Annotated in this window: 19 protein-coding genes and 2 pseudogenes; 13 read left to right on the top strand and 8 right to left on the bottom strand. The window is 41.6% G+C overall.

What is annotated here, in order from left to right:
* The first annotated feature begins 119 nt into the window (after nt 1–119).
* Nucleotides 120–1,376, top strand: coding sequence for a patatin-like phospholipase family protein (locus PGX00_RS16480; protein WP_272138593.1), 1,257 nt, complete (start codon nt 120–122; stop codon nt 1,374–1,376).
* Nucleotides 1,377–1,401: 25 nt separating this feature from the next.
* Here the strand turns inward: PGX00_RS16480 and PGX00_RS16485 are convergent, their stop codons facing one another.
* The 5 genes from PGX00_RS16485 to PGX00_RS16505 form a co-directional block, all read right to left on the bottom strand.
* Nucleotides 1,402–2,388: a TIM barrel protein gene (locus PGX00_RS16485; protein ID WP_272138595.1), complete on the bottom strand. Its 987-nt coding sequence runs from the start codon at nt 2,386–2,388 to the stop codon at nt 1,402–1,404.
* A 64-nt stretch (nt 2,389–2,452) separates the two neighbouring features.
* Complete coding sequence (locus PGX00_RS16490; RefSeq protein ID WP_272138597.1) at nt 2,453–3,316, bottom strand: AraC family transcriptional regulator; 864 nt, start codon at nt 3,314–3,316, stop codon at nt 2,453–2,455.
* 179 nt (nt 3,317–3,495) lie between these two features.
* Nucleotides 3,496–3,813 (bottom strand): hypothetical protein, encoded by a 318-nt coding sequence (locus tag PGX00_RS16495; protein WP_272138599.1) that lies wholly within the window; start codon nt 3,811–3,813, stop codon nt 3,496–3,498.
* On the bottom strand, nt 3,813–5,447 hold the full coding sequence (locus tag PGX00_RS16500) for a 4Fe-4S dicluster domain-containing protein (protein ID WP_272138601.1): 1,635 nt from the start codon (nt 5,445–5,447) through the stop codon (nt 3,813–3,815). Before PGX00_RS16500 ends, PGX00_RS16495 begins: the two co-directional genes overlap by 1 nt.
* 36 nt (nt 5,448–5,483) lie before the next feature.
* On the bottom strand, nt 5,484–6,584 hold the full coding sequence (locus PGX00_RS16505; RefSeq protein WP_272138603.1) for a tetratricopeptide repeat protein: 1,101 nt from the start codon (nt 6,582–6,584) through the stop codon (nt 5,484–5,486).
* A 412-nt stretch (nt 6,585–6,996) separates the two neighbouring features.
* On the opposite strand from PGX00_RS16505, the gene PGX00_RS16510 reads away from it, so the two are divergent.
* The 5 genes and pseudogenes from PGX00_RS16510 to PGX00_RS16535 all read left to right on the top strand — a co-directional run bounded on the left by PGX00_RS16510 (nt 6,997) and on the right by PGX00_RS16535 (nt 13,342).
* Nucleotides 6,997–8,133 (top strand): 4Fe-4S binding protein, encoded by a 1,137-nt coding sequence (locus tag PGX00_RS16510; protein WP_272138605.1) that lies wholly within the window; start codon nt 6,997–6,999, stop codon nt 8,131–8,133.
* A gap of 5 nt (nt 8,134–8,138) precedes the next feature.
* The gene (locus PGX00_RS16515; RefSeq protein WP_272138607.1) at nt 8,139–8,369 is read left to right on the top strand and encodes a hypothetical protein; all 231 of its coding nucleotides are present in this window, start codon (nt 8,139–8,141) and stop codon (nt 8,367–8,369) included.
* A 152-nt stretch (nt 8,370–8,521) separates the two neighbouring features.
* Nucleotides 8,522–11,937, top strand: a pseudogene (locus PGX00_RS22980) (2-oxoacid:acceptor oxidoreductase family protein); the annotation flags it as partial.
* 28 nt (nt 11,938–11,965) lie between these two features.
* Nucleotides 11,966–12,463 carry a flavodoxin gene (locus tag PGX00_RS16530; RefSeq protein WP_272138611.1) on the top strand — a complete coding sequence of 166 codons (498 nt, stop codon included), beginning with the start codon at nt 11,966–11,968 and terminating at the stop codon, nt 12,461–12,463.
* 27 nt (nt 12,464–12,490) lie between these two features.
* A complete protein-coding gene (locus PGX00_RS16535; RefSeq protein ID WP_272138613.1) occupies nt 12,491–13,342 on the top strand; it encodes an SDR family oxidoreductase in 852 nt (283 codons plus the stop codon).
* Between the two features lie 55 nt (nt 13,343–13,397).
* Here the strand turns inward: PGX00_RS16535 and PGX00_RS16540 are convergent, their stop codons facing one another.
* Entirely contained in the window at nt 13,398–14,138 is a 741-nt protein-coding gene (locus tag PGX00_RS16540; RefSeq protein WP_272138615.1) for a siderophore-interacting protein, read from the bottom strand.
* Nucleotides 14,139–14,238: 100 nt separating this feature from the next.
* Between PGX00_RS16540 and PGX00_RS16545 the strand changes: the two genes are divergently transcribed.
* From PGX00_RS16545 to PGX00_RS16575, 7 genes are all read left to right on the top strand, one after another.
* Nucleotides 14,239–14,670, top strand: a complete 432-nt coding sequence (locus PGX00_RS16545; RefSeq protein ID WP_272138617.1) for a MarR family winged helix-turn-helix transcriptional regulator — start codon at nt 14,239–14,241, stop codon at nt 14,668–14,670.
* 304 nt (nt 14,671–14,974) lie between these two features.
* Nucleotides 14,975–15,766: a response regulator transcription factor gene (locus tag PGX00_RS16550; RefSeq protein WP_272138619.1), complete on the top strand. Its 792-nt coding sequence runs from the start codon at nt 14,975–14,977 to the stop codon at nt 15,764–15,766.
* A gap of 131 nt (nt 15,767–15,897) precedes the next feature.
* Nucleotides 15,898–16,524, top strand: coding sequence for a MarC family protein (locus tag PGX00_RS16555; protein WP_272138621.1), 627 nt, complete (start codon nt 15,898–15,900; stop codon nt 16,522–16,524).
* 102 nt (nt 16,525–16,626) lie between these two features.
* Nucleotides 16,627–17,691 carry an HlyD family secretion protein gene (locus PGX00_RS16560; RefSeq protein WP_272138623.1) on the top strand — a complete coding sequence of 355 codons (1,065 nt, stop codon included), beginning with the start codon at nt 16,627–16,629 and terminating at the stop codon, nt 17,689–17,691.
* On the top strand, nt 17,681–18,688 hold the full coding sequence (locus PGX00_RS16565) for a DUF2955 domain-containing protein (RefSeq protein ID WP_272138625.1): 1,008 nt from the start codon (nt 17,681–17,683) through the stop codon (nt 18,686–18,688). Before PGX00_RS16560 ends, PGX00_RS16565 begins: the two co-directional genes overlap by 11 nt.
* A gap of 200 nt (nt 18,689–18,888) precedes the next feature.
* A complete protein-coding gene (locus PGX00_RS16570) occupies nt 18,889–19,779 on the top strand; it encodes a PA4780 family RIO1-like protein kinase (RefSeq protein ID WP_272138626.1) in 891 nt (296 codons plus the stop codon).
* 58 nt (nt 19,780–19,837) lie between these two features.
* A complete protein-coding gene (locus tag PGX00_RS16575; protein ID WP_272138628.1) occupies nt 19,838–21,007 on the top strand; it encodes a threonine/serine exporter family protein in 1,170 nt (389 codons plus the stop codon).
* Between the two features lie 107 nt (nt 21,008–21,114).
* Here PGX00_RS16575 and PGX00_RS16580 read toward each other — a convergent pair.
* Both PGX00_RS16580 and PGX00_RS16585 read right to left on the bottom strand, forming a co-directional pair.
* Nucleotides 21,115–21,849, bottom strand: a pseudogene (locus PGX00_RS16580) (BamA/TamA family outer membrane protein); the annotation flags it as partial.
* Nucleotides 21,774–22,028, bottom strand: a complete 255-nt coding sequence (locus PGX00_RS16585) for a hypothetical protein (protein ID WP_272138630.1) — start codon at nt 22,026–22,028, stop codon at nt 21,774–21,776. The pseudogene PGX00_RS16580 and the gene PGX00_RS16585, both read right to left, overlap by 76 nt.
* Nucleotides 22,029–22,099: the final 71 nt, after the last annotated feature.

The following is a 22,099-nucleotide window of genomic DNA, read 5'->3' on the forward strand; positions in this document are numbered from 1 at the left end:
GACAACATGCTCTTATTGTCTCAATTTATAGAACAGTGAATCTTTGTTCTAAAGGGTTACTGAATCGTACTTCAATAGTAAAATCAACGCTGGTTAAGTCACCTTTAATGGCAAGTCTCATGAGATCAATTTCCATCCTTCTTTTTACCTTAGTATCTATTGCTGGATGCAGTTCCAAAGGTACAACCAGCAATCAATCCATACAACCCACTCAGAAATCATCTTACTCGCTTTCAGAGACATCACGCCAGCAACACTCGACTACGGCAGTATTATTAACCTTTTCAGGAGGAGGGACGCGTGCGGCCGCTCTTTCGTATGGTGTTCTAAAGGGACTTAACGAAATCAACTACAATTCCCTTCAAGAAGAATCCAGTTTGCTCGATCAAGTGATGGCTATTAGCTCTGTTTCAGGAGGAAGTTTTACTGCGGCCTATTACGGCCTATACGGTGAACAAGTATTCGAGCGCTTTGAACAAGATTTTCTGTATCGTGATGTTTCCCGTGGGTTGTTAGATATGTTAATTAGTCCTAAGTATGTTTTTTCTAATCAAACTCGCACCACAGCCGCCGCTAATTTCTACAACGAGTCCCTATTTAAAGATCAAACCTTCGCAGACATGCGAGAAGATGGACCCCTCATCATTATTAATGCGAGTGACTTAGGTGGCGGAGTCCGTTTTTCCTTTTTACAAGAGTATTTTGACTTACTTTGTTCGGATATCCTTCAATACTCGGTTTCAGACGCGGTCACGGCTTCTTCAGCGGTACCGATAATTTTTGAACCTGTTGCGCTAAGAAACTTCGACCAATGTGAAAGCCGATCTTTTTACAGCGAGAATGTTCAGAGCTCTCCTCATGTGAAAAGCACTTTAAAAGGCTTAGACAGTTATGCAAACAAAAAGGAACGCCCTTACGTACATTTAGTCGATGGTGGTATTACTGACAACCTTGGACTTTTGGCCTTTTACGACATCACGCAGAGTAACCTCTCTTTCTTCAATAGACTGTCTAACAATATCGACACCGTTGTCATCATTGCCGTAGATGCATCAACACAGCCAAAAACAAGCATAGATAGCACAATTGAACCTCCTTCAACGGCAAGTACTATCAATGCGGTAACCGATATTCAACTGCACCGATACAATGATATGTCTAAACATTTAATCATCGAAAAGCTAACACAGTGGGAGCGAGAAAGTGCGGAACGAACGACGCATTTTATCGATATAAATCTAAATAACTCCGTCGACGTCAGTTCTATGAACGCAATTCCAACAGATTTTAAATTAGAGCGAGATCAAGTGGATGCACTGATAGGTCATGGCTATCAACAAATCATGGAGCACTCATCGCTTAGGTATTTAGAATAACTTTCCCCGCGACTACCCTTTGATTTTATGATGCAGCCTGCATTATCGTGGTTGAAATCGCGTCTTGTTGAATGTTTAAATATCGCTGCCACTGTTCAAACGAATCTTGTCTCAGTTCATGGACCAAATTATTAGGCCTGACAATATCTAGTAAGCGATGTGCTTGCGGAGTATAAAAAGGTAAATGCGGATCGACGACTGAAATATGCTTAAGATCATGCCCAAACTGATGCCAAAATTCGCTGTCTTTTACGACTTTCCTCGTTTGGCTAACCTGCTCTAAGTATGCGCCACCTAAGCTCGCATTTAGATGCATGGTATAGACCTCGTCGGAGATATCGAGATGATGAATTCGCTTTTCGAGCCAATCTATTGCCGAATGTTGTGAAGACAAGTTTGGATTGGTTGCCATCATGTGGCCTGTATCTAAACAAATGCCACAGTTATCGTAATCAACGCGCGAGCGCAGATAGTCATACTCGTGGCGAGATTCTAACGTAAAGCTTTTCTTCCACCAAAGGTTCTCAAAAAGCAGTTTTTTTGAGAATGAACTTGCTGCTAATGCCTGATTGAGCAAACTGGCGCACAAATCTAATGAATATTGAAGTGACCAAGGAAAACGTTGAGTATAAATACCTTTCTGATCGCAAATAACAGGATGAAAAACCACGTATTCAACATCGAGTTGTTCGGCCAAATTGAAATACTGACTATACACCGCAACTAGATCTTCGTAGCTCGTAACGCCAAAAAGTTGTTCTACGGTTCGCCAATTTTCACAGTAATCGAGTAGGTCTTTTTTACTTCCAAGCAGTAAATGGAAATAGGGATGAAACGGAAGATGAAGTCCAACTGTATGTGGCTTTACCTTTTCTGTATTGGTTGACAATGCATATAGGTTACCTTCTAAACCATCTAAGCCATTCTGCTTAGCAAATAGTATTAACGAATCTTCACTTTGAAACATGCCACTTTGTTTAATGTCTAGATTTAAGTTAACCAGTTGTTTCATTGCGGGTACCAAACTATGTATGAATGTAGGCCAATATGCAGATATTTTTCACACCTATTTGATGCTATTTGTTGTCTGAGAAAAACTGAGACATATTTCGAAATTCTGTTGGGGAAATATCAGTATGCCTTTTAAAAAATTTTGCTAAATTTGTGGGTTCATTAAATCCCAGACTAAAAGCGATTTCTGAAATTGGTGCAGAGGTATACCCAATCAATCGTTTTGCTTCTAATAGTAATCTTGCATCTATTACCTGTTTAGCTGACATACCCTTAACTTTTTTACATACCGAGTTGAGTCGCTTAACAGACACCCTTAAATCTTCAGTGTAATCACTCACGTTATGTCGTTGATTGAATGACTTCTCTATTTGATCACTAAAGATTTGAAAACATCTAAACTCTTTGCTTCGATAAACATCTTGTTTGGTGTAACTGTTTCTAAAAAATATTTTGTACAAAATGCTTTGCAGCAAGTTTCTTTGTAGGCTGCCACTGACCATATCTTGGTGTGAGTGACATTCTTCGTACAGCATATTGAATTCACGTCCTACTAAATCCAACAAACCATCCATGATATCGACGCTTCGAATCGCTTTAGTAACCGCGTGATTAGCTGAGAGGTTATCTACAGGGAAGATTTCTGAATCTTGAAAGGTAATTATGTATCCGTCCCAATGAAAATTAGAATCAAAGTAATGGACCTGTAATGGGCTCAGAACGAGCAACGTACCAGGTCGACAATGGAACAATTTATTATCGATGTAGTGGTAACCATTCCCTTCTGTTATTAAAATCAATACATAAAAATCGACGCGATGGGGCTGGGTTATCTCGACTTTCCCTCGGCGATAGATTAAATCCTTGACCGAATCAGCCGTGATACCTAAAAGGTAGCTGTCATTATCAAATCGAATATTGCTGATCATAATTGTTATTTATCTCTGGCTTCTCAATAGATTACTACTTATAGAATAACCAGATTCAGCCTTGCCTAAAGATACAATCAACACCATAACCGATACATTTCCGCCTTTAATGACAAAATTGACATTAATCATTTATTCGCCAAATACATTCCCGCAGGCGAACCTACAGGAATGATTGATTAAGCTATCGTTTTTTGCTTGTCACTCAAAATAAGTAATACTTTTAACAAGATAGCACCACCGATTATAATGGCGGTTCCTACAAAGCCGAGGAAATACCAACCTGCGTTCCCTTCATTCTCACCTAGCAGAGTAAATGCCCCTGCGATGGTCAAAATTAAAGAGAACCACCAGCCCATTGTTAACGTCCATTTCCACCAATTCATATTAAGGCCATAGTCTTGCGCCCAAAGCTTTGCTGATTGATAAATAAACATTTGAGCGGCACCAAGTACCATCCAAAAAATCGGGTCTAAAACCGTTGATTGTGGAAACATTAGAATCCCTCCCAGTTGCCGTCGTAATCCCAGTCTTTATTAATACCTTTAAAGAACTCTTCTGAACGCAACCATTCTGGTGGTTGGTGGTAGTTCGCTAAACGGCCACCATTGTGCGGTGCGGCGTAGGCTTCTGCGTCTGGGTAGTAGAAAAAGTTGTGCTGCATCGCGAGCAGCGCTTTTCGTGTTATACCGGTTGGGTCTCTTGGATCCGCTTCTTTCACCAGTGCGTGTATCCAGTTATTTCTGCGAGTGTAAGGACATACGGCAATACAAACACGACACCCTTGCTGACCATCAGATGGTAACGATGACCAGAAACGGAAGCAGCTATCCTGATTAAACTCAAAAATCTTATAACCTCGCTGCACAATATCGGGTTCATCAGCCATGCTAATAGAACCACTTGGGCAAGAAGTTGCACAGATCTTACATTCGTTACAAAAATCTCGTACGCCAATATCGATAGGCTTGTCGTATTCAAACTCTAGATCCGTTACGACACACGCAAGGCGAATGTTCGGCCCTACTTCTGGTGTAATCAAACTGCCGTTCCGTGATGATTCTCCTAAACCCGCTTTTACAGCTAATGGTGGCAGTGTCATTTCATAATCACCACCGGGAACCATTGCACGACCAGCCCAGCCTAAACGGTTTAAGAAGACTTCTAGCTTACCGGCCGCAAAACGTACCACACTGTATGCTTCATAAGATGTGCCGTATCCTGGAGCGGCATACATACCATCCCAACTCATTGGTACACCTAGCACAATAACGGACTTCCAGTGATCGGGGATTTTATCGCCCCAATGTTCGCCGCCGCCTTCCATACCTCGCATGATATTTTTAAACACAAAATCCGGATCAACTTTTGTGATACCAACAAAGCTACAGCCCATTTGGTTGGCTACTTTCTTAATCAATTTTGTTGCATGAGCAGGGGTTTTGAATTCGCGTTTCTTAACAATAGGTCGGTTCTTATTGGCCTCTTTTCCGTCTGAAGCAGAATCGGTACTAATTGTTGCGCCACCTGAAGAGGGGTCGCCATACTGATCATCATAAATACTTTTATAATCAGCGATTGACGGGTCACCTTCTGGAGGGAGTGGCCAATTAACCGACACGCCATTTTCGCCATACATTGAAGCATGGTTAGCATGGTCATAAGCATGCGAAATGAGGAAACGATCAAGATATTTATGTTGCATCTGACCAGAGATTGCTCGTTGTTTAAACGCTTCCATCATTTCAGGCCAACGCTCCGGCCATTTAGAATAATAACGGACAACGCGCTCATCTGGACAGGTCTTAGGCCCCAAGCTAGGATCCCAACCTCCGTGAATCGCCTTTCCAATCATGTCCAAGCGCCAGAATAGGAAATCTTCACGATCAGGACGCTCAGTCTTACCTACCTTAATTAACGTCGGAGCCCAGTCTACTTGGAAAGGTTCTCGATCAAAGAACATATCCTTACCAGCAGCCGTTCTACCCCAACCAGTATCTTGGTCTGGTTCCCTTCCGAGTACAAAGCCCGTAGCCGCACCAACTCCAACGGTGGCTACTGCGGCGGTCGCACCTCCTAATTTCAGGAAATTACGGCGGCCCTCATTCGGAGCCTTTTCTTCTTCTTTCATTACATTGCTTCCTTAAAGTTCGGGTAAATCTGTGAATTACCCAATAACAATTGCTAAATTCTTCCTGATATCTGTATATTCCTGCGTATATTTAATTCGCAGTTGCGGGGCATTTTCTAGGAGCTTAATGTAAGCTATCTCTGCTTCTTCCCAGCGTTTAGCCCAGTAAAGAACGTTAAATTTCATTTCAAGATTTTGGGTGTCAAATGGCTCTAAAGAGAGCAATTCATTAATATCGACCAAGGCTTCATTCCAGTTTTCAAGGTGAATATTAGAGTTCCCTCGGATATAACGTAAATCAACCGCTTTAGGGTGCGTTATTAAGTAGCGAGTAACGAGTTCAATCACCTTTTTATATTCTTTAAGCTCAAAGCAAACAACACTCTCAACTTCATCGAGTTCTAGTACATCGTTTCCAAATAATGCTCTCGCTTTTTTAATATATTCAGAACTTTTAGAAAACTCTTTGGTAGCGTTAAGACAAGCACAAATCGTGAGATAACCGCCAATAACTTTTTTATCTATATCGATAACTTGTTTAGAATATTCAATAGCAGTATCAAACTGTTCAAGTTGATAATTGAGATAAGCAAGGTTTAATAAACTACCAATATGTTTTGGGTCTTTTTCTAGGCTCTCTTTGTAAAAGCTAGCGGACGCTTTGGCTTCACCGCTAATGCCTGCACAAAACCCCAAATGGAAAAGGGGCTCAGCAGAGTCTGGGCTTTTTTCACAAGCATTGATAAAGCAATGTTTAGCTTGATCGAGAATACCAATCTGCATCAGAGCGCGGCCAAAATTAATAAAGTAATCCGCGCTCGCATCCATTTCAATAGGCTGTAACACCGTAAGAGCTAGTTCTGGCTGTTGATTACGCAATAATATTTCACTGGCTATTACTTTTATATCCATGTTCAATTTACTTCTTGAACCATTAATATAAAAACTCGTTACTCGCTTTTGTGCTTCTTGTACAAGTTGTTGTTCATTATTATTTAGCGTTGATACCATGAACTGCACTTCATTCTTTAATGAATGCATAGCTTCTTCATATTTGGCTTGCCACTCTTCTTTTGTTGCATCAATATCTAAGATAAGAAATAGCTCTTCTACCCAGCCAACATTATTACTATTCATTAATTTACGACCCCATAAAACCTTATATTAAGTAGGTTATAGAATTGCGCTGAGGTCTAAAGGTAGAAATAGCAAGGTGATGGATATAAATCGTCCGTTAGAATTAACTTTGATTAAAATCAATTTTATAAAAATCACCTAAAAATGAATCATGATTGATAAATATCAACCTTATTTAATATTGGACTCGATGTATCTGAAATGGGTTGATATCTACCTTTATACCAACTGACTTAGCGATAACATTAGCAAAAATAATCGCTTTTATACCGTCTTAGTAGGTAGGTCATGGCTCGAAGATCTAAAAAAATCAAATCAACTGGTTGAGAAGTTCTCCGCTATTGGTTCTCTCATATTACTTATTGCAGCGTGGTGGTTTGGCGGTGCAGAAATATCTCAACGTCAGATAACCATGCTGGATTCACTGACAGAGGAAAATCAACAACTTGTCCGGTTCGATAAAGATATTTATCAGATTGTTGAAAACAACGAACAGAAGGCATGGTTAGCCGTAGGCTCTGGTGTCGGTTACGGTGGCGAGGTAAATATTGCTGTTCGTATGGATTTAGAAGGCAAGGTTGAACAAACCAGTATTCTTTCAATAAAGGACACCTCATCTTACGTTACTAAAGTCATTGAATATGGACTGATGAATTCTTTTCTCGGCTCCTTGACGAAAGGGCGTATCGACGTCGATGCAGTCAGCGGTGCAACGTTAACCTCAAACGGAATTATTCACGCTACGAGTAGCGCCATTGACCCTATTCGAGAACAAATATTTGGCTACCGACTACTAGAGCGTTCTAGTCCCTTTGATACGGTTAGTTTTCTTGACGGACTTGCAGTACTGTTCTTCATGCTGGCTATATATATCAGCCGTTCGACTAGCATTCATAAAAATAAGATGCAGTGGACACTAATGCTTGCATCTCTGGTGATATTCGGCTTTTACTCCGCTGCGCTTATCTCCTCTTCCACTATGGGAATTCTCATTTCAGGATCTTGGTCCTCAGGTCTGGGTAACTATACCGCTATCATCCTTTTAATACTGACTATTGGGTACATTTTACTGTTTAACAAGAATATCTATTGTCAAATGATCTGTCCTATGGGGACGACTCAACAGTGTCTGTCTAAACTCACTAGTGCGAAATCCTTTACCCTAAAACATAAAGCCTTGAGTTGGTTCCCGCGAGTTATTCTGTTAGTCGCATTAAGCTGCGGCTTATATTTCAGAAACCCAGCCGCGTTCACCTTTGAACCCTTTGGCATTATGTTTGGCATGGTTGGATCCATCTATCTGTTTATTCCTACTATTTTACTATTGATTACTTCACTCTTTGTACACCGCCCGTGGTGTAAAACGCTTTGCCCTATTAACGCGATGACCGACTATTTGTTGTTTTTTAAGGACTGGTATAAGCAAACAACCAAGGCTAAAAAACGAAACAAGAATCGAATGGATAAGCCACGCAAAACCACAGCTAAAAAAGCAGTGAGTAAACGCCCGCTTAACGAGCAACCAATCCCTGTCAAGGTTGCGGAGTAACTACCATGAGAAAGAATTTTTTATATCTGTTTTATGCAGTAACTAGCGTATTCATCCTGTTAGCGTTAAATCAAGATTTTAATATGATTCGACGAACCACCAGCTCTACAGAGCCACAATACGTATTTACCCAACCATCAAATGACAATGCTGAAACACGCCAACAAGAAGATATGAAAATTATTCTTCAATGGGCACAAGGCTACGATCCTGACAGCAAAAGCAAGTACGAGTAAGGTCGAGAATGAACGCAAATAATAAGGTGGGTTCTCTCACCGAGAAACAAGAGATGGATATCAGAATTATGGACGGCAACGAAGCCGCGGCTTCTGTTGCTTATCGATGTACCGATGTTATCGGCATCTATCCAATCACCCCTTCTTCAGCCATGTCTGAATATTGTGAAGAGTGGACCAATCTAAAAATCAAAAACTTTAGAGGGACGATTCCCAGCATTTACGAGATGCAATCGGAAGCTGGCGCTGCGGGGCTAGTGCACGGTGCATTAACGGCCGGGTCACTAGCTACTTCGTTCACTTCGTCTCAGGGATTGCTCTTAATGATCCCAAATATGTATAAAATAGCAGGTGAGCTGACCTCGTTTGTTTTGCATGTTGCAGCAAGAACCGTGGCAACCCATGCCCTTTCCATTTTTGGTGATCACTCTGATGTTATGGCAGTACGGCAAACCGGGTTTGCTATGCTCTCAAGCGATAACTGTCAACAAGCACACGATTTTGCTTTAATTGCTCACGCTGCAACATTAAAAAGTCGCATTCCTTTTGTGCACTTTTTTGACGGATTTAGGACCTCTCATGAATTAAACCACGTCCAATATATACACGATAACGTTATTGCCGAGATGCTTGAAACAAACGCGGTTGTTCAAAACTTCCAACGTCGATTAACACCCGATGCTCCAACGCTTAGAGGCTCTTCGCAAAATCCTGACACCTACTTTCAGGCAAGAGAAGCGGTAAACCAGTATTATGATGGTTGTCCCGATATCGTGGCCGATATGATGGATAAATTCGGTGAACTTACTCAACGTCACTACAAACCATTCGTCTATTTTGGTGACGATAAAGCCACTGATATTATCGTGATTATGGGCTCTGCCGTTAGTACAGTAAAACAAACCGTGGCCAGCCTACTAAAACAAAACAGGAAAGTCGGTGTATTGTGCGTTCATCTGTTTCGCCCTTTCTCGGTAAAACATTGTTTAAATGCCATGCCATCAACCGTACAAAATATCGCGGTGCTTGATAGAACAAAAGAACCTGGCGCAGTTGGCGAACCTCTTTATTTAGACATTACTTCCGCTATTGCTCGCAATTGGAAGACCCATCATTCGACTCCACAACCAACAATATTTGGTGGTCGATATGGGCTTTCTTCTAAAGAATTTGCTCCTCGACACGTCGTTTCTGTGTTTACTGCATTAGAACTAGGCACTATCTTCCATGATTTCACCATCGGTATCACCGATGATGTCACCAACCTGTCTCTGCCATTAATCCACGATAACCTCAAATATGATGACACTAAATTAAGGGCGCTTTTTTATGGCTTGGGCTCAGATGGCACCGTGGGTGCAAATAAAAACACCATAAAAATTGTAGGCGCTGATAGCCCTTGGTTTACTCAAGGTTATTTTGTATATGACTCCAAGAAGTCTGGTGGGATGACAACATCTCACTTGCGATTCAATTCCTCCCCATTGATTCGCCTTACCTTATTGATGAGGCAGACTTCCTTGGTTGTCATCAATTTAGCTTACTAAAAAACAACGATATTTTAGCGCACACAGGGCAAGGCGCGACGGTTCTATTTAATTCTGTTTATTCCGCGCGTGAGTTATGGAAGCAACTTAATTATCGCGAGCAGAAACACATCTTAAATAAGAATTTGCAGGTCTATACCATAGACGCGACCACACTAGCGAACCAATGCGGTATTCGAGGTCGTATTAATAATATTATGCAGCGGGCGTTCTTTTTATTGAGCGATCTGATGACGCCAGAGAATGCGCTTCAACGACAGAAAGAAGCCATTACCAAAACCTATCAGCGAAAAGGTGAGAAATTAGTAAACGCCAACATAGCTGCGGTAGAACAAACCGAGGCGTTATTATTTAAGGTACAGCCCGTTGAAGCGTCATTAAATGAACCCACAACCCAACCCGTTGTGGCGCAGCATGCACCTGATTTTGTCAAAAAGGTAACTGCGGAACTGCTACAAAATAAAGGTGACCAATTACCTGTTAGTGTTTTTCCGTCCGATGGCCAATGGCCTACAGCCACTAGTAAATGGGAAAAACGAGATATCGCAAGCTTTGTCCCACAGTGGGACTCAGAAAGCTGTACCCAATGTAATATTTGCAGCCTAGTTTGTCCTCATTCAGCCATTCGGGTAAAAGTAATCGATAGTAAGCTGTCATTACAAGACGCTCCTCGCTCGTTCAAAACCACCGACTACAAACTACGCGATTTTCATGGTCAAAAATACACTCTACAAGTCTCCCCACAAGACTGCACAGGATGCCAACTATGCGTAGAAATGTGCCCTGCAGCTCATGAAGAAATTAAAGCGTTACAAATGGTGGCGCGTGAATCTGTATCAGACGAACAGAACGACAACTTCGAATACTTCACCCAGTTACCTGAGCTTCAACCCATCGATATTAAACGAATCGATGCGCGAAGCAGCCAACTTCTTGAACCCTTGTTAGAATTTTCAGGTGCTTGTTCTGGTTGCGGAGAGACGCCTTACATTAAGCTACTTACCCAGCTATACGGGGATCATATGCTTATCGCCAATGCGACTGGTTGTTCTTCCATATATGGGGGCAACTTGCCAACCACCCCATACACTCAGAATAGACAAGGGCAAGGGCCTGCATGGGCTAACTCACTGTTTGAAGACAATGCTGAATTTGGTCTAGGTATGCGCATGGCCATCGAAAGCGAACAAAATATTGCACTGATGACACTCAACTCGCTGAAAGACTCTATTCCTGAAGCATTGTTTGAAAATATCGTTTCATTAATAAACGACTCATCGACTAAAGGAATCACAAAACAACGTGAAAATGTTGCGCAGTTAAAACAGCTGATCGCTTCTCAACATCCCATGATTCAATACGCAGATTCACTGGTAGCAAAAACGGTATGGATCCTTGGTGGTGATGGTTGGGCGTTTGATATCGGCTATGGCGGGCTCGATCATGTCCTGGCAAGTGATAAAAACATCAACATTATGGTGCTAAACAATCAAGTTTACGCCAACACTGGTGGCCAACAGTCTAAAGCCACACCAACAGGTGCTATCGCTAAATTTGCCAGTGAAGGTAAGGAAAATGCTGGCAAAGACCTCGGTATGCCTACAATGATGAACGGCAATGCTTATGTAGCGACGGTAGCTATCGGTGCCAACATGAATCAAACCCTGAAAGCGATTCAAGAAGCCGAGTCTTATCCTGGGCCATCTCTAATCATCGCTTATGCATCCTGCATAACCCATGGTATCAACATGTCCGAAGGTATCGAGCAGCAACAGCAATTAATCGAAAGTGGGTTGTGGCCACTCTACCGATTTGATCCGAGACGGATTGCAAAAGGCAAAGCAGCCCTTCAGCTAGATTCTCGTCCAGCCAAAGAAAGCGTAGAACGCTTTGTAGAACTTCAAAATAGGTTTAGCCAACTTTCAACAAGAGATAACGAAAGCTATCAGCTCGGGATCGCTTCATTGCAATCTCAAGTTGAACATAAACAGTCACTGCTTAGCCTTCTCGCTGAGTGGAAATAATCAGTAGATAACAGAGAGAATAACAATGGAAAATGTCGCCGTAATTTATGGTAGTGACTCTGGATCCACAAAAAAGGTCGCTGCACTTATCGCTCAACAACTCGATGTCGATTGCTATGACATCGCAGACATTGACGTGGAAGATTTTGAACAATATGACCTCATTGTTCTAGGAACACCCACAGTAAACAAAGGCGAAATTCAGTCTGACTGGGATTATGTCCTAGACGATATTGAAGACCTTAATCTAGCAGAAACTAAAGTCGCAATTTTTGGCCTTGGTGATCAAATTGAATACTCCGACACCTTTGTCGATGGTATGGCCGATCTTGCTGAGGTCTGTGCGGATGCAGGTGCAAATATCATTGGTCAATGGTCTACTGAAGGATATAAGCACGAAGATTCAAGAGCAGAGAACGATGGTAAGTTTATCGGACTTGCCATCGATATGGAAAGACAAGCAGACATGACTCCTGCCCGGGTAGAAGCTTGGGTGAGTCTACTAAAAACATCTATGCTTTAATCAAAATAACGAATCCGAGGATAAAGAATGAAAATAGCCGTTACCGCCGCCAGTGGACAACTGGGTGCAGAAATCGTTAAAGCAACGGTTGAACTGCTTTCCAACGATGATGTTGTCGCCCTTGCTAGAACACCGGAAAAGGCATTACATCTCGGTGTCGAAGTAAGACCTGGCGATTACGATGATCTTGAAACATTGGAACTATCCCTACAAGGCATCGACGTATTACTTATTGTATCGGGCAATATCGCTCCAGATAAACGTATTCCCCAGCACCGTAATGTTATTCATGCGGCTAAAAAAGCGGGAGTGAAAAAGGTGGTTTATACTAGCGTACAAGGTGCGGAAGAAAATACCGCGTTCTCCCCAGTCATCCAAAGTAACCGCCAAACGGAACAAGATATTAGAGAGTGTGGCCTAGAATGGGTCATCGGCCGCAACGGCATTTATATTGAGCCGGATGTCGAATACATAGAAAATTATAAAACCATTGGAAAAATCACCAACTGTGCCGGAGATGGGAAATGTGGCTACGCTAGCCGTCAAGAGTTAGCACATGCCTACGCTCACATGCTTACGGAAGATAAACATAACGGTCAAACCTACAATCTACATGGTGAAGCCCTAACCCAATACCAGCTCACAGATCACTTAAACCATACATTCCGCACGACACTCAGCTACGAACCTATGGAAGTAGAGGAATACCGAGCAGAACGAATAGGTGAGCTTGGTGAGTTTATGGGAACTATTATAGCGGGCATCTATCAAGGCATTCGAGAGGGTGCTTGCGATAACCCTAGCGACTTTTCTAATGCCGCTGGGCGAGAACATCAGAGTTGGGACGAGTATTTTTCAGCTTTAAAAAATAAGGCTTAGCCCTACCAAAATAACATTTAAGCAGGGAAAATTAGATGACCCTAAAGATGAACCCTCACACTGGGTTCATCTTCTTCTGGGCACCAAAGCGATCAGCATCCACGCCTTGTTTCCAATAACCTACCGCAGATAGATTCAATCGATCAAAACCAATCTCTTCTTGCAATACTGGGCGCAGTGCACGGATACTGCTAGCCTCAAGCCCCAAGAATACATGTGTATCTTTTTCCATATCTGCCGCTACTTCAAGTACCTTTTCTTCTAGAGTAGAAGTGGCTTCGTCTTCAACAAACCATTCTGTATTTTTAGAGTCGTCATAATCTAACTCAATAATATCCGCACGAGTCGGGACAGCGATAACCGCTCTCACGTCAGCGTTTTCGTTAAACCTTGGAACATAGCCGTTGACTGCATTTACAGAAGTAATATCGCCTACCAGAAGATAGCTATGGTGTTCAAAATTAGTCATTTTTAACGGCCCAGGTCCAGCAATGGTCACACTGTCTCCCACTTTAGCATCCCTCGCCCAATTGGTTGCAGGACCACTATGGCGATTAACAACAAAGTCGAGCGCTAGTTCATTCGTTTCAGGGTTAAAATAGCGAATGGTGTAAGAACGCATTTTCCTTTCGGTGGCACTGTCAGGTTGCAAAACCACCTTCACATAAGAACCTTCCATACCCACGGGGAAGCCAACCAAGCTATCTCCTGTCACGACAATGCGACGCAAATGTGCTGAGAGGTCAATAATTTTAGATACATGTGTTTGGCGTAGATTTGGTTTTTTTGGTTTCATTTGATTTTCCTCTTACACTTGAACTGCAGCAGATAAGTTGATAAAGTCTACTATAAGTCATATAGGTTGACTTTGTCAACTACATAGCAAGGGTTAATAGATGAACACTACCTCTACCACTGACACCGTTTTTAATTTTATTCAGTTATACCGATTAGCAATGCGTTCAGCACTCAAGGCCCATGAGATTGGCTTACACTCTATGCATGTTAAATGTTTAACCTATATAGAAAGAACAGAGGTTTGTACTGCAAATGATATCGTTCGTTTTTTCTCAAGAGATAAAGCGCAAATTGCTCGATTGATCAAAGAGATGATAGATAAAGATTGGATTCAAAAAACCGCCAATCCGGAAGACAAAAGAAGTCAACTATTGTCATTAACGGAAAATGGTAAAGACCTTGCTGAGTTAATCTCTGCCACTCAAACTAAGGTACACACCAAAATAGAAGAAAACCTGACTTCGCAAGAACTCGCAGAGTTTAAGCGAGTGGCAGACATAATGGCGAGCAACCTTAAATCGATGAAATAATGCAGCCTTAAATGGGGTAGATCGTTACCTACCCCCCAATGCTTCAATTCAGCAACAAAGGTTAAATCGCCGGAGAGTCACCAAAGTAGCCTTGTCGGAGATCTGAACTATTATAAATTGAGCACGTTCTTACCATATTTTTCCATCGTTCCTCATAAGATTTTCATCCTAAGAATATATCTACCTATAATCAGAGACTATCTACCTTCTCCCCTTAAAGTAACGTCAGTATTATATAAAGAGTTAAGTAACAAGCTAAACAGACAAACCTTTAGATCACCCCCATCGATAAGAAACGAATATTATGATGACTACAACCCCCCAACTCGTACCCAACGACCGTCATATAGACGCAAGCAGTCTCGATGACATTAATACTGATTATTTAGTCCATTTTTTAACATCAATAATTTCTTTTGATACCGTCGTTATTCTTGGTTATCACGATAACCAAAAGCCCGTGTATCTCTACGACTCGATTAACACTCGCAAAGACTTGCTATTTCAACGCTATTTAACCAGTTCCTTCACTTATGACCCTTTTTACTGTCAAATAATGAAAGAAGGAGTTGAAGGGATATTCAATATAAATGACATTCTTATTGATGATTGGGAATGCCAGAATTACCGTAAACAGTTTTATTACAATATTAAAAGAGAAGATGAGTTAGCCCTTATGGCGAGGATTGACGATACACGATCAATTGCTATTTTCTTAGGTAGACAAGAGGCAAATGATGGTTTTACTGAGGAGCAAAAACAGCTCGTCTTTCGTAGATACAACGATATAAAGGAGCAATGTCTACAATTCAACCCAGAGAATAATTGGTTACCTTTAGACGAAAAAGAATCGTCTCATGCGCTAAGCGTCCATCAAGCTTTAGCCACTTTTGCAACCGATGTACTAACAACAAGAGAACAAGAAGTCATCATGCTAATGGTGCAAGGGCTTTCGAATAATGATATCGCTGTACAACTGCAAATATCGGTAGCAACAGTGAAAGTGCATCGAAAGAGCATATACTCTAAATTAAAGGTAACTAACCTCAATGAATTTTGGCAGCTATTTTTAGCGCATCTAATTTCATGCGTGTAGATAATAAAATACCAAGAAAATCTGAATGATAGTTTGCATGCTACTGACACTAAAGGCGAATGCTTTGCTATAATACTCGAACTAATTTGCCCTCTGGTATAGGGCATTTTTCTTTATCGAGGGAGCTCCACTTGCTAAGTATACTGATTACTCAATTTGTTGTTCTTTGGGCCGTTATTGACCCTATTGGATCGGTGCCAGTATACCTGTCGAGAACTCAGCATTTAAATGCTGAACATCGACGGTTGGTTGCGTTAAAAGCCGTCGCTATAGCGGCTGGAGTATTACTTTTCTTTCTCATCGCTGGGCAGTTCTTACTAGAAGCGATGCAGATACCTCTTCCCGCTTTTCAAGCCGCTGGAGGGTTAGTCCTGCTGCTGTTTGCTTTGTCGATGATCTTTGGAGAAAGTAAGCCTGATGTGGAAACCAAACTCTCTGAAGAAATGAGCAAGTCACATCTCGCTGATCTTGCCGTATATCCATTAGCCATTCCATCAATCGCTTCTCCTGGGGCAATGATGGCAGTAGTAATGTTGACCGATAATCATCGCTATGCCCTTATTGATCAAAGCATAACCGCAGCAGTTATGTTGGCCATTTTAGTTTTGACGCTATTGCTACTATTGATAGCAACCAAAATACAGAATGTGCTGGGTAATGTGGGACCAGCCATTATAAGTCGCGTTATGGGGCTAATTTTGGCAGCAGTTGCAACGAATAGTCTTTTATTGGGCATAAAAGATTTCTATGCTTTGTAGTTATGATTCGGCGCCACTATATTGACCTATCTTATATCGGCACTTGAAACATCAGCTCTACGCACTTAACATACAAACTTCAATTATAAATGAGTCTAGAGCATGTCTGCGGCTGAAAAAACCTCAAAAAAATTAAGCTACTATATCATAGGGTTAATCTTCTCCATCTGGATCTATAGCCTATGGGCTGATCGCGTTACGCCTATGACGGGAACCGCCAGAATTCACTCTTATTTAGTACGTATTGCGCCAGAAGTAGCAGGAAATGTCACTGAAGTCACGGTAAAAAACAATCAGGTGGTTAATGCGGGAGATCCTCTGTTTAAAATTGACCCTAGAAACTATGAGATTAGCTTAAAAGTCGCTAAAGCTAATTTGGCATTAGCGGGGCAAAGCATTGGCGCGAGTACGGCTGCTGTTGAAGTCGCACAAGCAAAAGTTGTGGACGCATTGGCCGCCCGTGACAACGCGAAAGAACAAACGGCTCGAATTACCGAATTGGCGAGTAAAGGCGTATTGAGTAAATCTGATTTAGATAATGCCATAGAATCTCGCCAGCGAACTCAAGCTTCTCTCGAAGCCGCAGAAGCATCCTTATTGCAAGCAAAACAAAATTTAGGCCCTGAAGGTAACAACAACCCACAGATTTTGTCAGCAATGGCGAACCTCGAAAAGGCTCAACTGGATTTACAACGTACGGAAGTGACCGCACCGTCCAATGGTATTGTTACTAACCTTCAACTTACTGTTGGACAAAAAGCAACTGTCGGGTCACCGATGTTAACCTTTATTGACCCAAGAGAAGTTTGGATTTCGGCGCTAGTACGAGAAAATTCAATAGAACATATACGTGTTGGTCAAACCGTCAAAATCGCTCTAGATGCGTTACCTGGCCGTGTATTACTAGGCAAAGTCGATAGTATCGGTTGGGGTACAGGTGGTAGCAATAATATCGATCAAACCACTGGCTTTATAACTGCTGATTCAAGCTCTTTGAGTGCGCAACGTTACCCAATTAACATCGTTTTTGAAAACAACGAGGTGCCACTCAATATTCGCTATGGCTCACAAGCTACCGTTGCTATCTTCACTGAGCAAAGTAGTTTTGGGGAATGGTTAGCAGGAATATGGATACGTATTGTGAGTATATGGACTTATGTTTCGTAGTGCCGCAAATCCAATTATTAGATTAGTCTTTGCCCCGATATTGTTACTATTTTATTTACAGTGCAACGGCGCAGCTTTGCCAATTTTAGCACCGATGTTTGTGGTGATTTTCTTGACTCTCATGCCCTCAATACCCCCAGTGAGCATGTTACTAAAAATCCTTCTAATTTTATTTTTCGTTAGCTTCGGTGTGGTTTTTCTTGCAGAAACGTTAATTGATTCGCCTAGCGGCTTTGCTTTGTTTTGCTGGTCATTACTGTTTTGGAGCTATTATCGTAGCCACCGTAACCCTAAAGATATTTTAGCCACATTGACTCTTATCGTTGTGATTATTATGGCAATTATGACGAAACAAATGAGTGTCTCTATTAGTGGTTTACCTTGGCTAATGTTTGAAGGATTTATAATTGCTTTAGCCGTCACTTATCTAAGCTTTTTACTCTTTCCCGGTGATGAGCAAGACATCTTGCCGGACGATAAAAGTAATGATGAAGCAATGGTGCATATCGGTCTGATTGCTTTTAAAGCAACGGCAATGAGTTTAGCCTTAGCGATGTTAATCGGTACAGGTACTTCACAGTCGATGCTAATTGCGATGACCATTAGCAGTATGATAAAAGCACCAATGCCGCATCAACACAAAACCTTCAGCCAAAACCGGCTTGTGACAACAACTATCGGTATATTATTTACCGTTCCTGTCATGTTGTCATTTACCTTTAATCTTCCCACTTGGGTAGTAATGGGGATAGCGATATTTTGTGGTATTCAACTCGCCTGTTTTGCCATTAGACGTCAATGTCGGTTGAGCATTTACCAGTTACTATTTACTAATTTCACGGTGCTCACCTACCAAATAATTAAGCATCAAGCCGCTGACTCATTCTCTGCTGAATTAATGCGTCTAATTTCTATTGCAACAGCGATTTTCATTGGTGCCGTCATTCTCAATTTGGCCCAACGAGATAACCTGATTAAGAGGTCAAAGCTAAACTAACGGGTTAAGAGATAACATTGTCATGTACTTTGCTAGATAAATGTACTTTGCTGAAGAATTGTACTTTGCTAGATAATTTTACCAAGTCAATCAAATCCACAACTTCAATACCTGGTCGAAATAGTCAATTATATTAATAAAATCGCTTTGTTTATCAGCTTAATATTACATCCGTTGGCTAACTAAGGTATAACGTGCCTATGAAAATACCAAAAAGAATACAGCCTTTAGTCGATGACGGTTTGGTCGACGAGGTTAAGAGCCAATTAATGAGTGGCAAAGAGGCTTCAGTGTACGTTGTACGCTGTGGCGAATCGATTCGCTGCGCGAAGGTTTACAAAGAAGCAAGCCAACGCAGTTTCAAACAAGCCGTCTCGTACCGAGAAGGCCGTAAAGTGCGTAATAGTCGTCGAGCTCGGGCCATGGAAAAAGGCTCAGGTTTTGGTCGCGAACAGCAAGAAAAAGTATGGCAAAGTGCCGAAGTAGATGCTTTGTATAAATTGGCCGCTGCTGGCGTTAGAGTGCCTGAACCTTATGGCTGCGTTGATGGCGTATTGCTTATGGAGTTGGTCACCGATGAAGAAGGTTACGTTGCTCCAAGGCTAAACGATGTCACTATGTCTGCTGAGCAAGCGATTGAAGATCATCTAGTGATGATGTCTTACGTGGTTAAAATGCTCTGTGTGGGAATCATTCACGGGGACCTGTCTGAATTTAACGTGCTGGTTGATGAATATGGTCCTGTCATCATCGATTTACCTCAAGCCGTAGACGCGTCGGCTAATAACAATGCAGAATGGATGTTAGAGCGTGACGTTAACAACATACGTGAATATTACGGGCAATACGCACCGGAATTACTGACCACCGATTACGCCAAAGAAATTTGGGCCCTGTATGAGAAAGGTGATTTAACACCTGAGAGTGAGTTAACTGGCACGTTTTCCCAAATTGATACCGAAGCAGACATTGCCATAATAATGCAAGAAATTGATGCCGCTCGGAATGAAGAACGATACAAGCGTGAACGAATTAAAGAAGCAAAAGATGGTATTGACGAGAGTAAGTATAATTGGACCGACGATAAATAGCATTCAAAGCTAATTCTGTCTAATACAGCATGAAATACCAAACGAGAAATTAAAAACGATGAGTAATAGAGACATAGAACAAACCCATGAAGAAATACTTGGGTTTTCAGATAGATTGCACCAGTCTGGTTGTGCTCCATATTCTGTCTCAGAATATACCAAGTTGTATGCTCAAAATCGTAATGTGGATATTTCTATCGACGTAACACCGACTAAAGTCATCACCGTTTTTCAGAAACCCGTTCAAAACGTGGTTATTGAGACCAAAAAACCACCTTCTGTTAACCTGCGAAATTTAGTCGCGACATTAGACGCTTTTTCAACAAAAGCGACATTCAAACCGGCAGAAAAGTACTCAAATCGGATGTTATGTTTAGCTAATGTCTTGCTGCCTCCCTGCTATTTAATGTTAGTAGGGAGCACCTATTTTGCTGTAGGTATTTCAGTGATTTTAGGTTTGATTGCATGGCTTGCACAAGTGACACTCCAAGGAGAAAAAGCGCTTTTGGTGGAGTTTTTTGTTGCTCTTATCGCTAGTTTTTTTGTTGGAATATTAGCAGCTCAATACCCTGAATTACCTACTTTAGCATTGTGTATCTCATCTATTGTGCTTTTTATCCCCGGGCTAACTGTAACCAATGCACTAGGTAGTTTAGCGCTTAACGACTTCCGGTCCGGCATTGAATTGCTCGCACAGAGCACACTTGTCGTCATCAAGATATTCATCGGTATCGTATTGGGGCTCAGTTTATCTAGCTTAATCACTCACAATACAGCAGCGGTAGAGTTTGTTAACGAAATTCCGTTGTTTTTGCATATACTGGCGCTCATTGGTATATCCGTGGCTATCGGTATTGTATTTAACGCCAGTATGAAAGATATTATTATTGGCTTACCAGCCACCGCAATTGGTATGTGGGGGCCGCACTGGTTTACCTCTGATTGGGTTGTTGGCACTTGGATTAGTACAATACTGATTACTTTATATGGTCTTGCCGCAGGAAAAATACGCCAAATCCCACCTCTAGTTTACATTATCCAAGGCATTATTATTTTAGTTCCCGGTAGTAGGATTATTGTAGGAGCCAGTGAATCATTTTTTGCCACTGCAATTTTGCCCATTCCTAATATCGCCATGTCTGCACTATTGATGTTTTGTTCCATCGTTGCAGGTCAGATTATGGTTTACTCATTTTTCTACCGAAGCTTTAGCCCTACTAAACCATAATCCCACTAAATAGCGACAATTCAACTACGTCAAACGATAGAATAACCAAACATCCTCATCGGAAACCGATGAGGATAAATCTTAAGCGGTTAGTGCTTCTAGAGTAACTAAAAGCCGCTACCCACTGAAAAGTAAATCGCGTTATCGTCATCACTAAATGCAACGTCTGCCCCTAAGAATAATCCATATCGACGAGCTATCTGATAACGAAACCCTACGCCATATGCATCCACAGTTTCGTCATTGCTTATACTGCTTTCGTCTTTCGTTACTCCGATCCCATAGAACGCAGAGACCTTCCAACGATTGTCGATTGCATACGTCACCTGAGATTGTACGGTACCCACTTCATCACCTTGATAGCGATATGAAGAAACACCGCGAAGTCCGACATAAGGACGTGACGTTGGAGAAACATAGGTGTCTTCAGTGTTAAAATTTTGATAATTACCAGCAAAAGCAAGTGTCCATTTATCCGCTACGGGGATATAAACTTCCGCGTCAATATTCAAGTTTTGGTAATTCGAATCACTGCCAATTTTTTCGTCGTACACCATGTATTCAGCACTAACAAAATAGCCGTTACTTGGGTAAAACATGTTATTTCGAGTATCATATTCTGCCAAGAGTCCAAGGCCAGAAGTTATCGAATCTTTTCCAAGATACTTATTTAAATATGGATCAAGCGCGATGTCTACGAGAGGAATACTAATACCCGTTTCATATTCAACCGACGTTTTTGCTAAGATCTGTTTTACACCCAACATTAATGGTGTTTTTGCGATACGAAATTGAACTTGCTGCATGCCAAACACACCCGATGTTTTAGTGCCAAAGTGAAGTGTTTCATCAAAAGCCAACGGAGCGAAGCTCTTAAACCAATATCTGATACAACACCAGCACCCACTTGAACGATATTTTTTGCTTTCGGTGTGACCACAACATTAATGGGCATTTCACCGTCAATAGCAACGTTATAGTCGGGCTCAACAGAAATAACAAAACAACCTCGACAAGACACAGATGTGCCACACGGTACTGAAGTGAGGATTTAACCCTTCAAATGAGAGTATGGCGTAGTTGGTTTTTCTC

Source organism: Vibrio algarum (assembly GCF_028204155.1).
In the GTDB taxonomy this organism is placed as follows: domain Bacteria; phylum Pseudomonadota; class Gammaproteobacteria; order Enterobacterales; family Vibrionaceae; genus Vibrio; species Vibrio algarum.

Coding starts and splice junctions, on each gene's coding strand:
- PGX00_RS16505 (WP_272138603.1), bottom strand. CDS start 6,584: ATGAATAGTAATAATGTTGGCTGGGTAGAAGAGCTATTTCTTATCTTA.
- PGX00_RS16500 (WP_272138601.1), bottom strand. CDS start 5,447: ATGAAAGAAGAAGAAAAGGCTCCGAATGAGGGCCGCCGTAATTTCCTG.
- PGX00_RS16550 (WP_272138619.1), top strand. CDS start 14,975: ATGATGACTACAACCCCCCAACTCGTACCCAACGACCGTCATATAGAC.
- PGX00_RS16530 (WP_272138611.1), top strand. CDS start 11,966: ATGGAAAATGTCGCCGTAATTTATGGTAGTGACTCTGGATCCACAAAA.
- PGX00_RS16515 (WP_272138607.1), top strand. CDS start 8,139: ATGAGAAAGAATTTTTTATATCTGTTTTATGCAGTAACTAGCGTATTC.
- PGX00_RS16570 (WP_272138626.1), top strand. CDS start 18,889: ATGAAAATACCAAAAAGAATACAGCCTTTAGTCGATGACGGTTTGGTC.
- PGX00_RS16495 (WP_272138599.1), bottom strand. CDS start 3,813: ATGTTTCCACAATCAACGGTTTTAGACCCGATTTTTTGGATGGTACTT.
- PGX00_RS16540 (WP_272138615.1), bottom strand. CDS start 14,138: ATGAAACCAAAAAAACCAAATCTACGCCAAACACATGTATCTAAAATT.
- PGX00_RS16480 (WP_272138593.1), top strand. CDS start 120: ATGAGATCAATTTCCATCCTTCTTTTTACCTTAGTATCTATTGCTGGA.
- PGX00_RS16575 (WP_272138628.1), top strand. CDS start 19,838: ATGAGTAATAGAGACATAGAACAAACCCATGAAGAAATACTTGGGTTT.
- PGX00_RS16560 (WP_272138623.1), top strand. CDS start 16,627: ATGTCTGCGGCTGAAAAAACCTCAAAAAAATTAAGCTACTATATCATA.
- PGX00_RS16485 (WP_272138595.1), bottom strand. CDS start 2,388: ATGAAACAACTGGTTAACTTAAATCTAGACATTAAACAAAGTGGCATG.
- PGX00_RS16490 (WP_272138597.1), bottom strand. CDS start 3,316: ATGATCAGCAATATTCGATTTGATAATGACAGCTACCTTTTAGGTATC.
- PGX00_RS16535 (WP_272138613.1), top strand. CDS start 12,491: ATGAAAATAGCCGTTACCGCCGCCAGTGGACAACTGGGTGCAGAAATC.
- PGX00_RS16545 (WP_272138617.1), top strand. CDS start 14,239: ATGAACACTACCTCTACCACTGACACCGTTTTTAATTTTATTCAGTTA.
- PGX00_RS16565 (WP_272138625.1), top strand. CDS start 17,681: ATGTTTCGTAGTGCCGCAAATCCAATTATTAGATTAGTCTTTGCCCCG.
- PGX00_RS16510 (WP_272138605.1), top strand. CDS start 6,997: ATGCTGGATTCACTGACAGAGGAAAATCAACAACTTGTCCGGTTCGAT.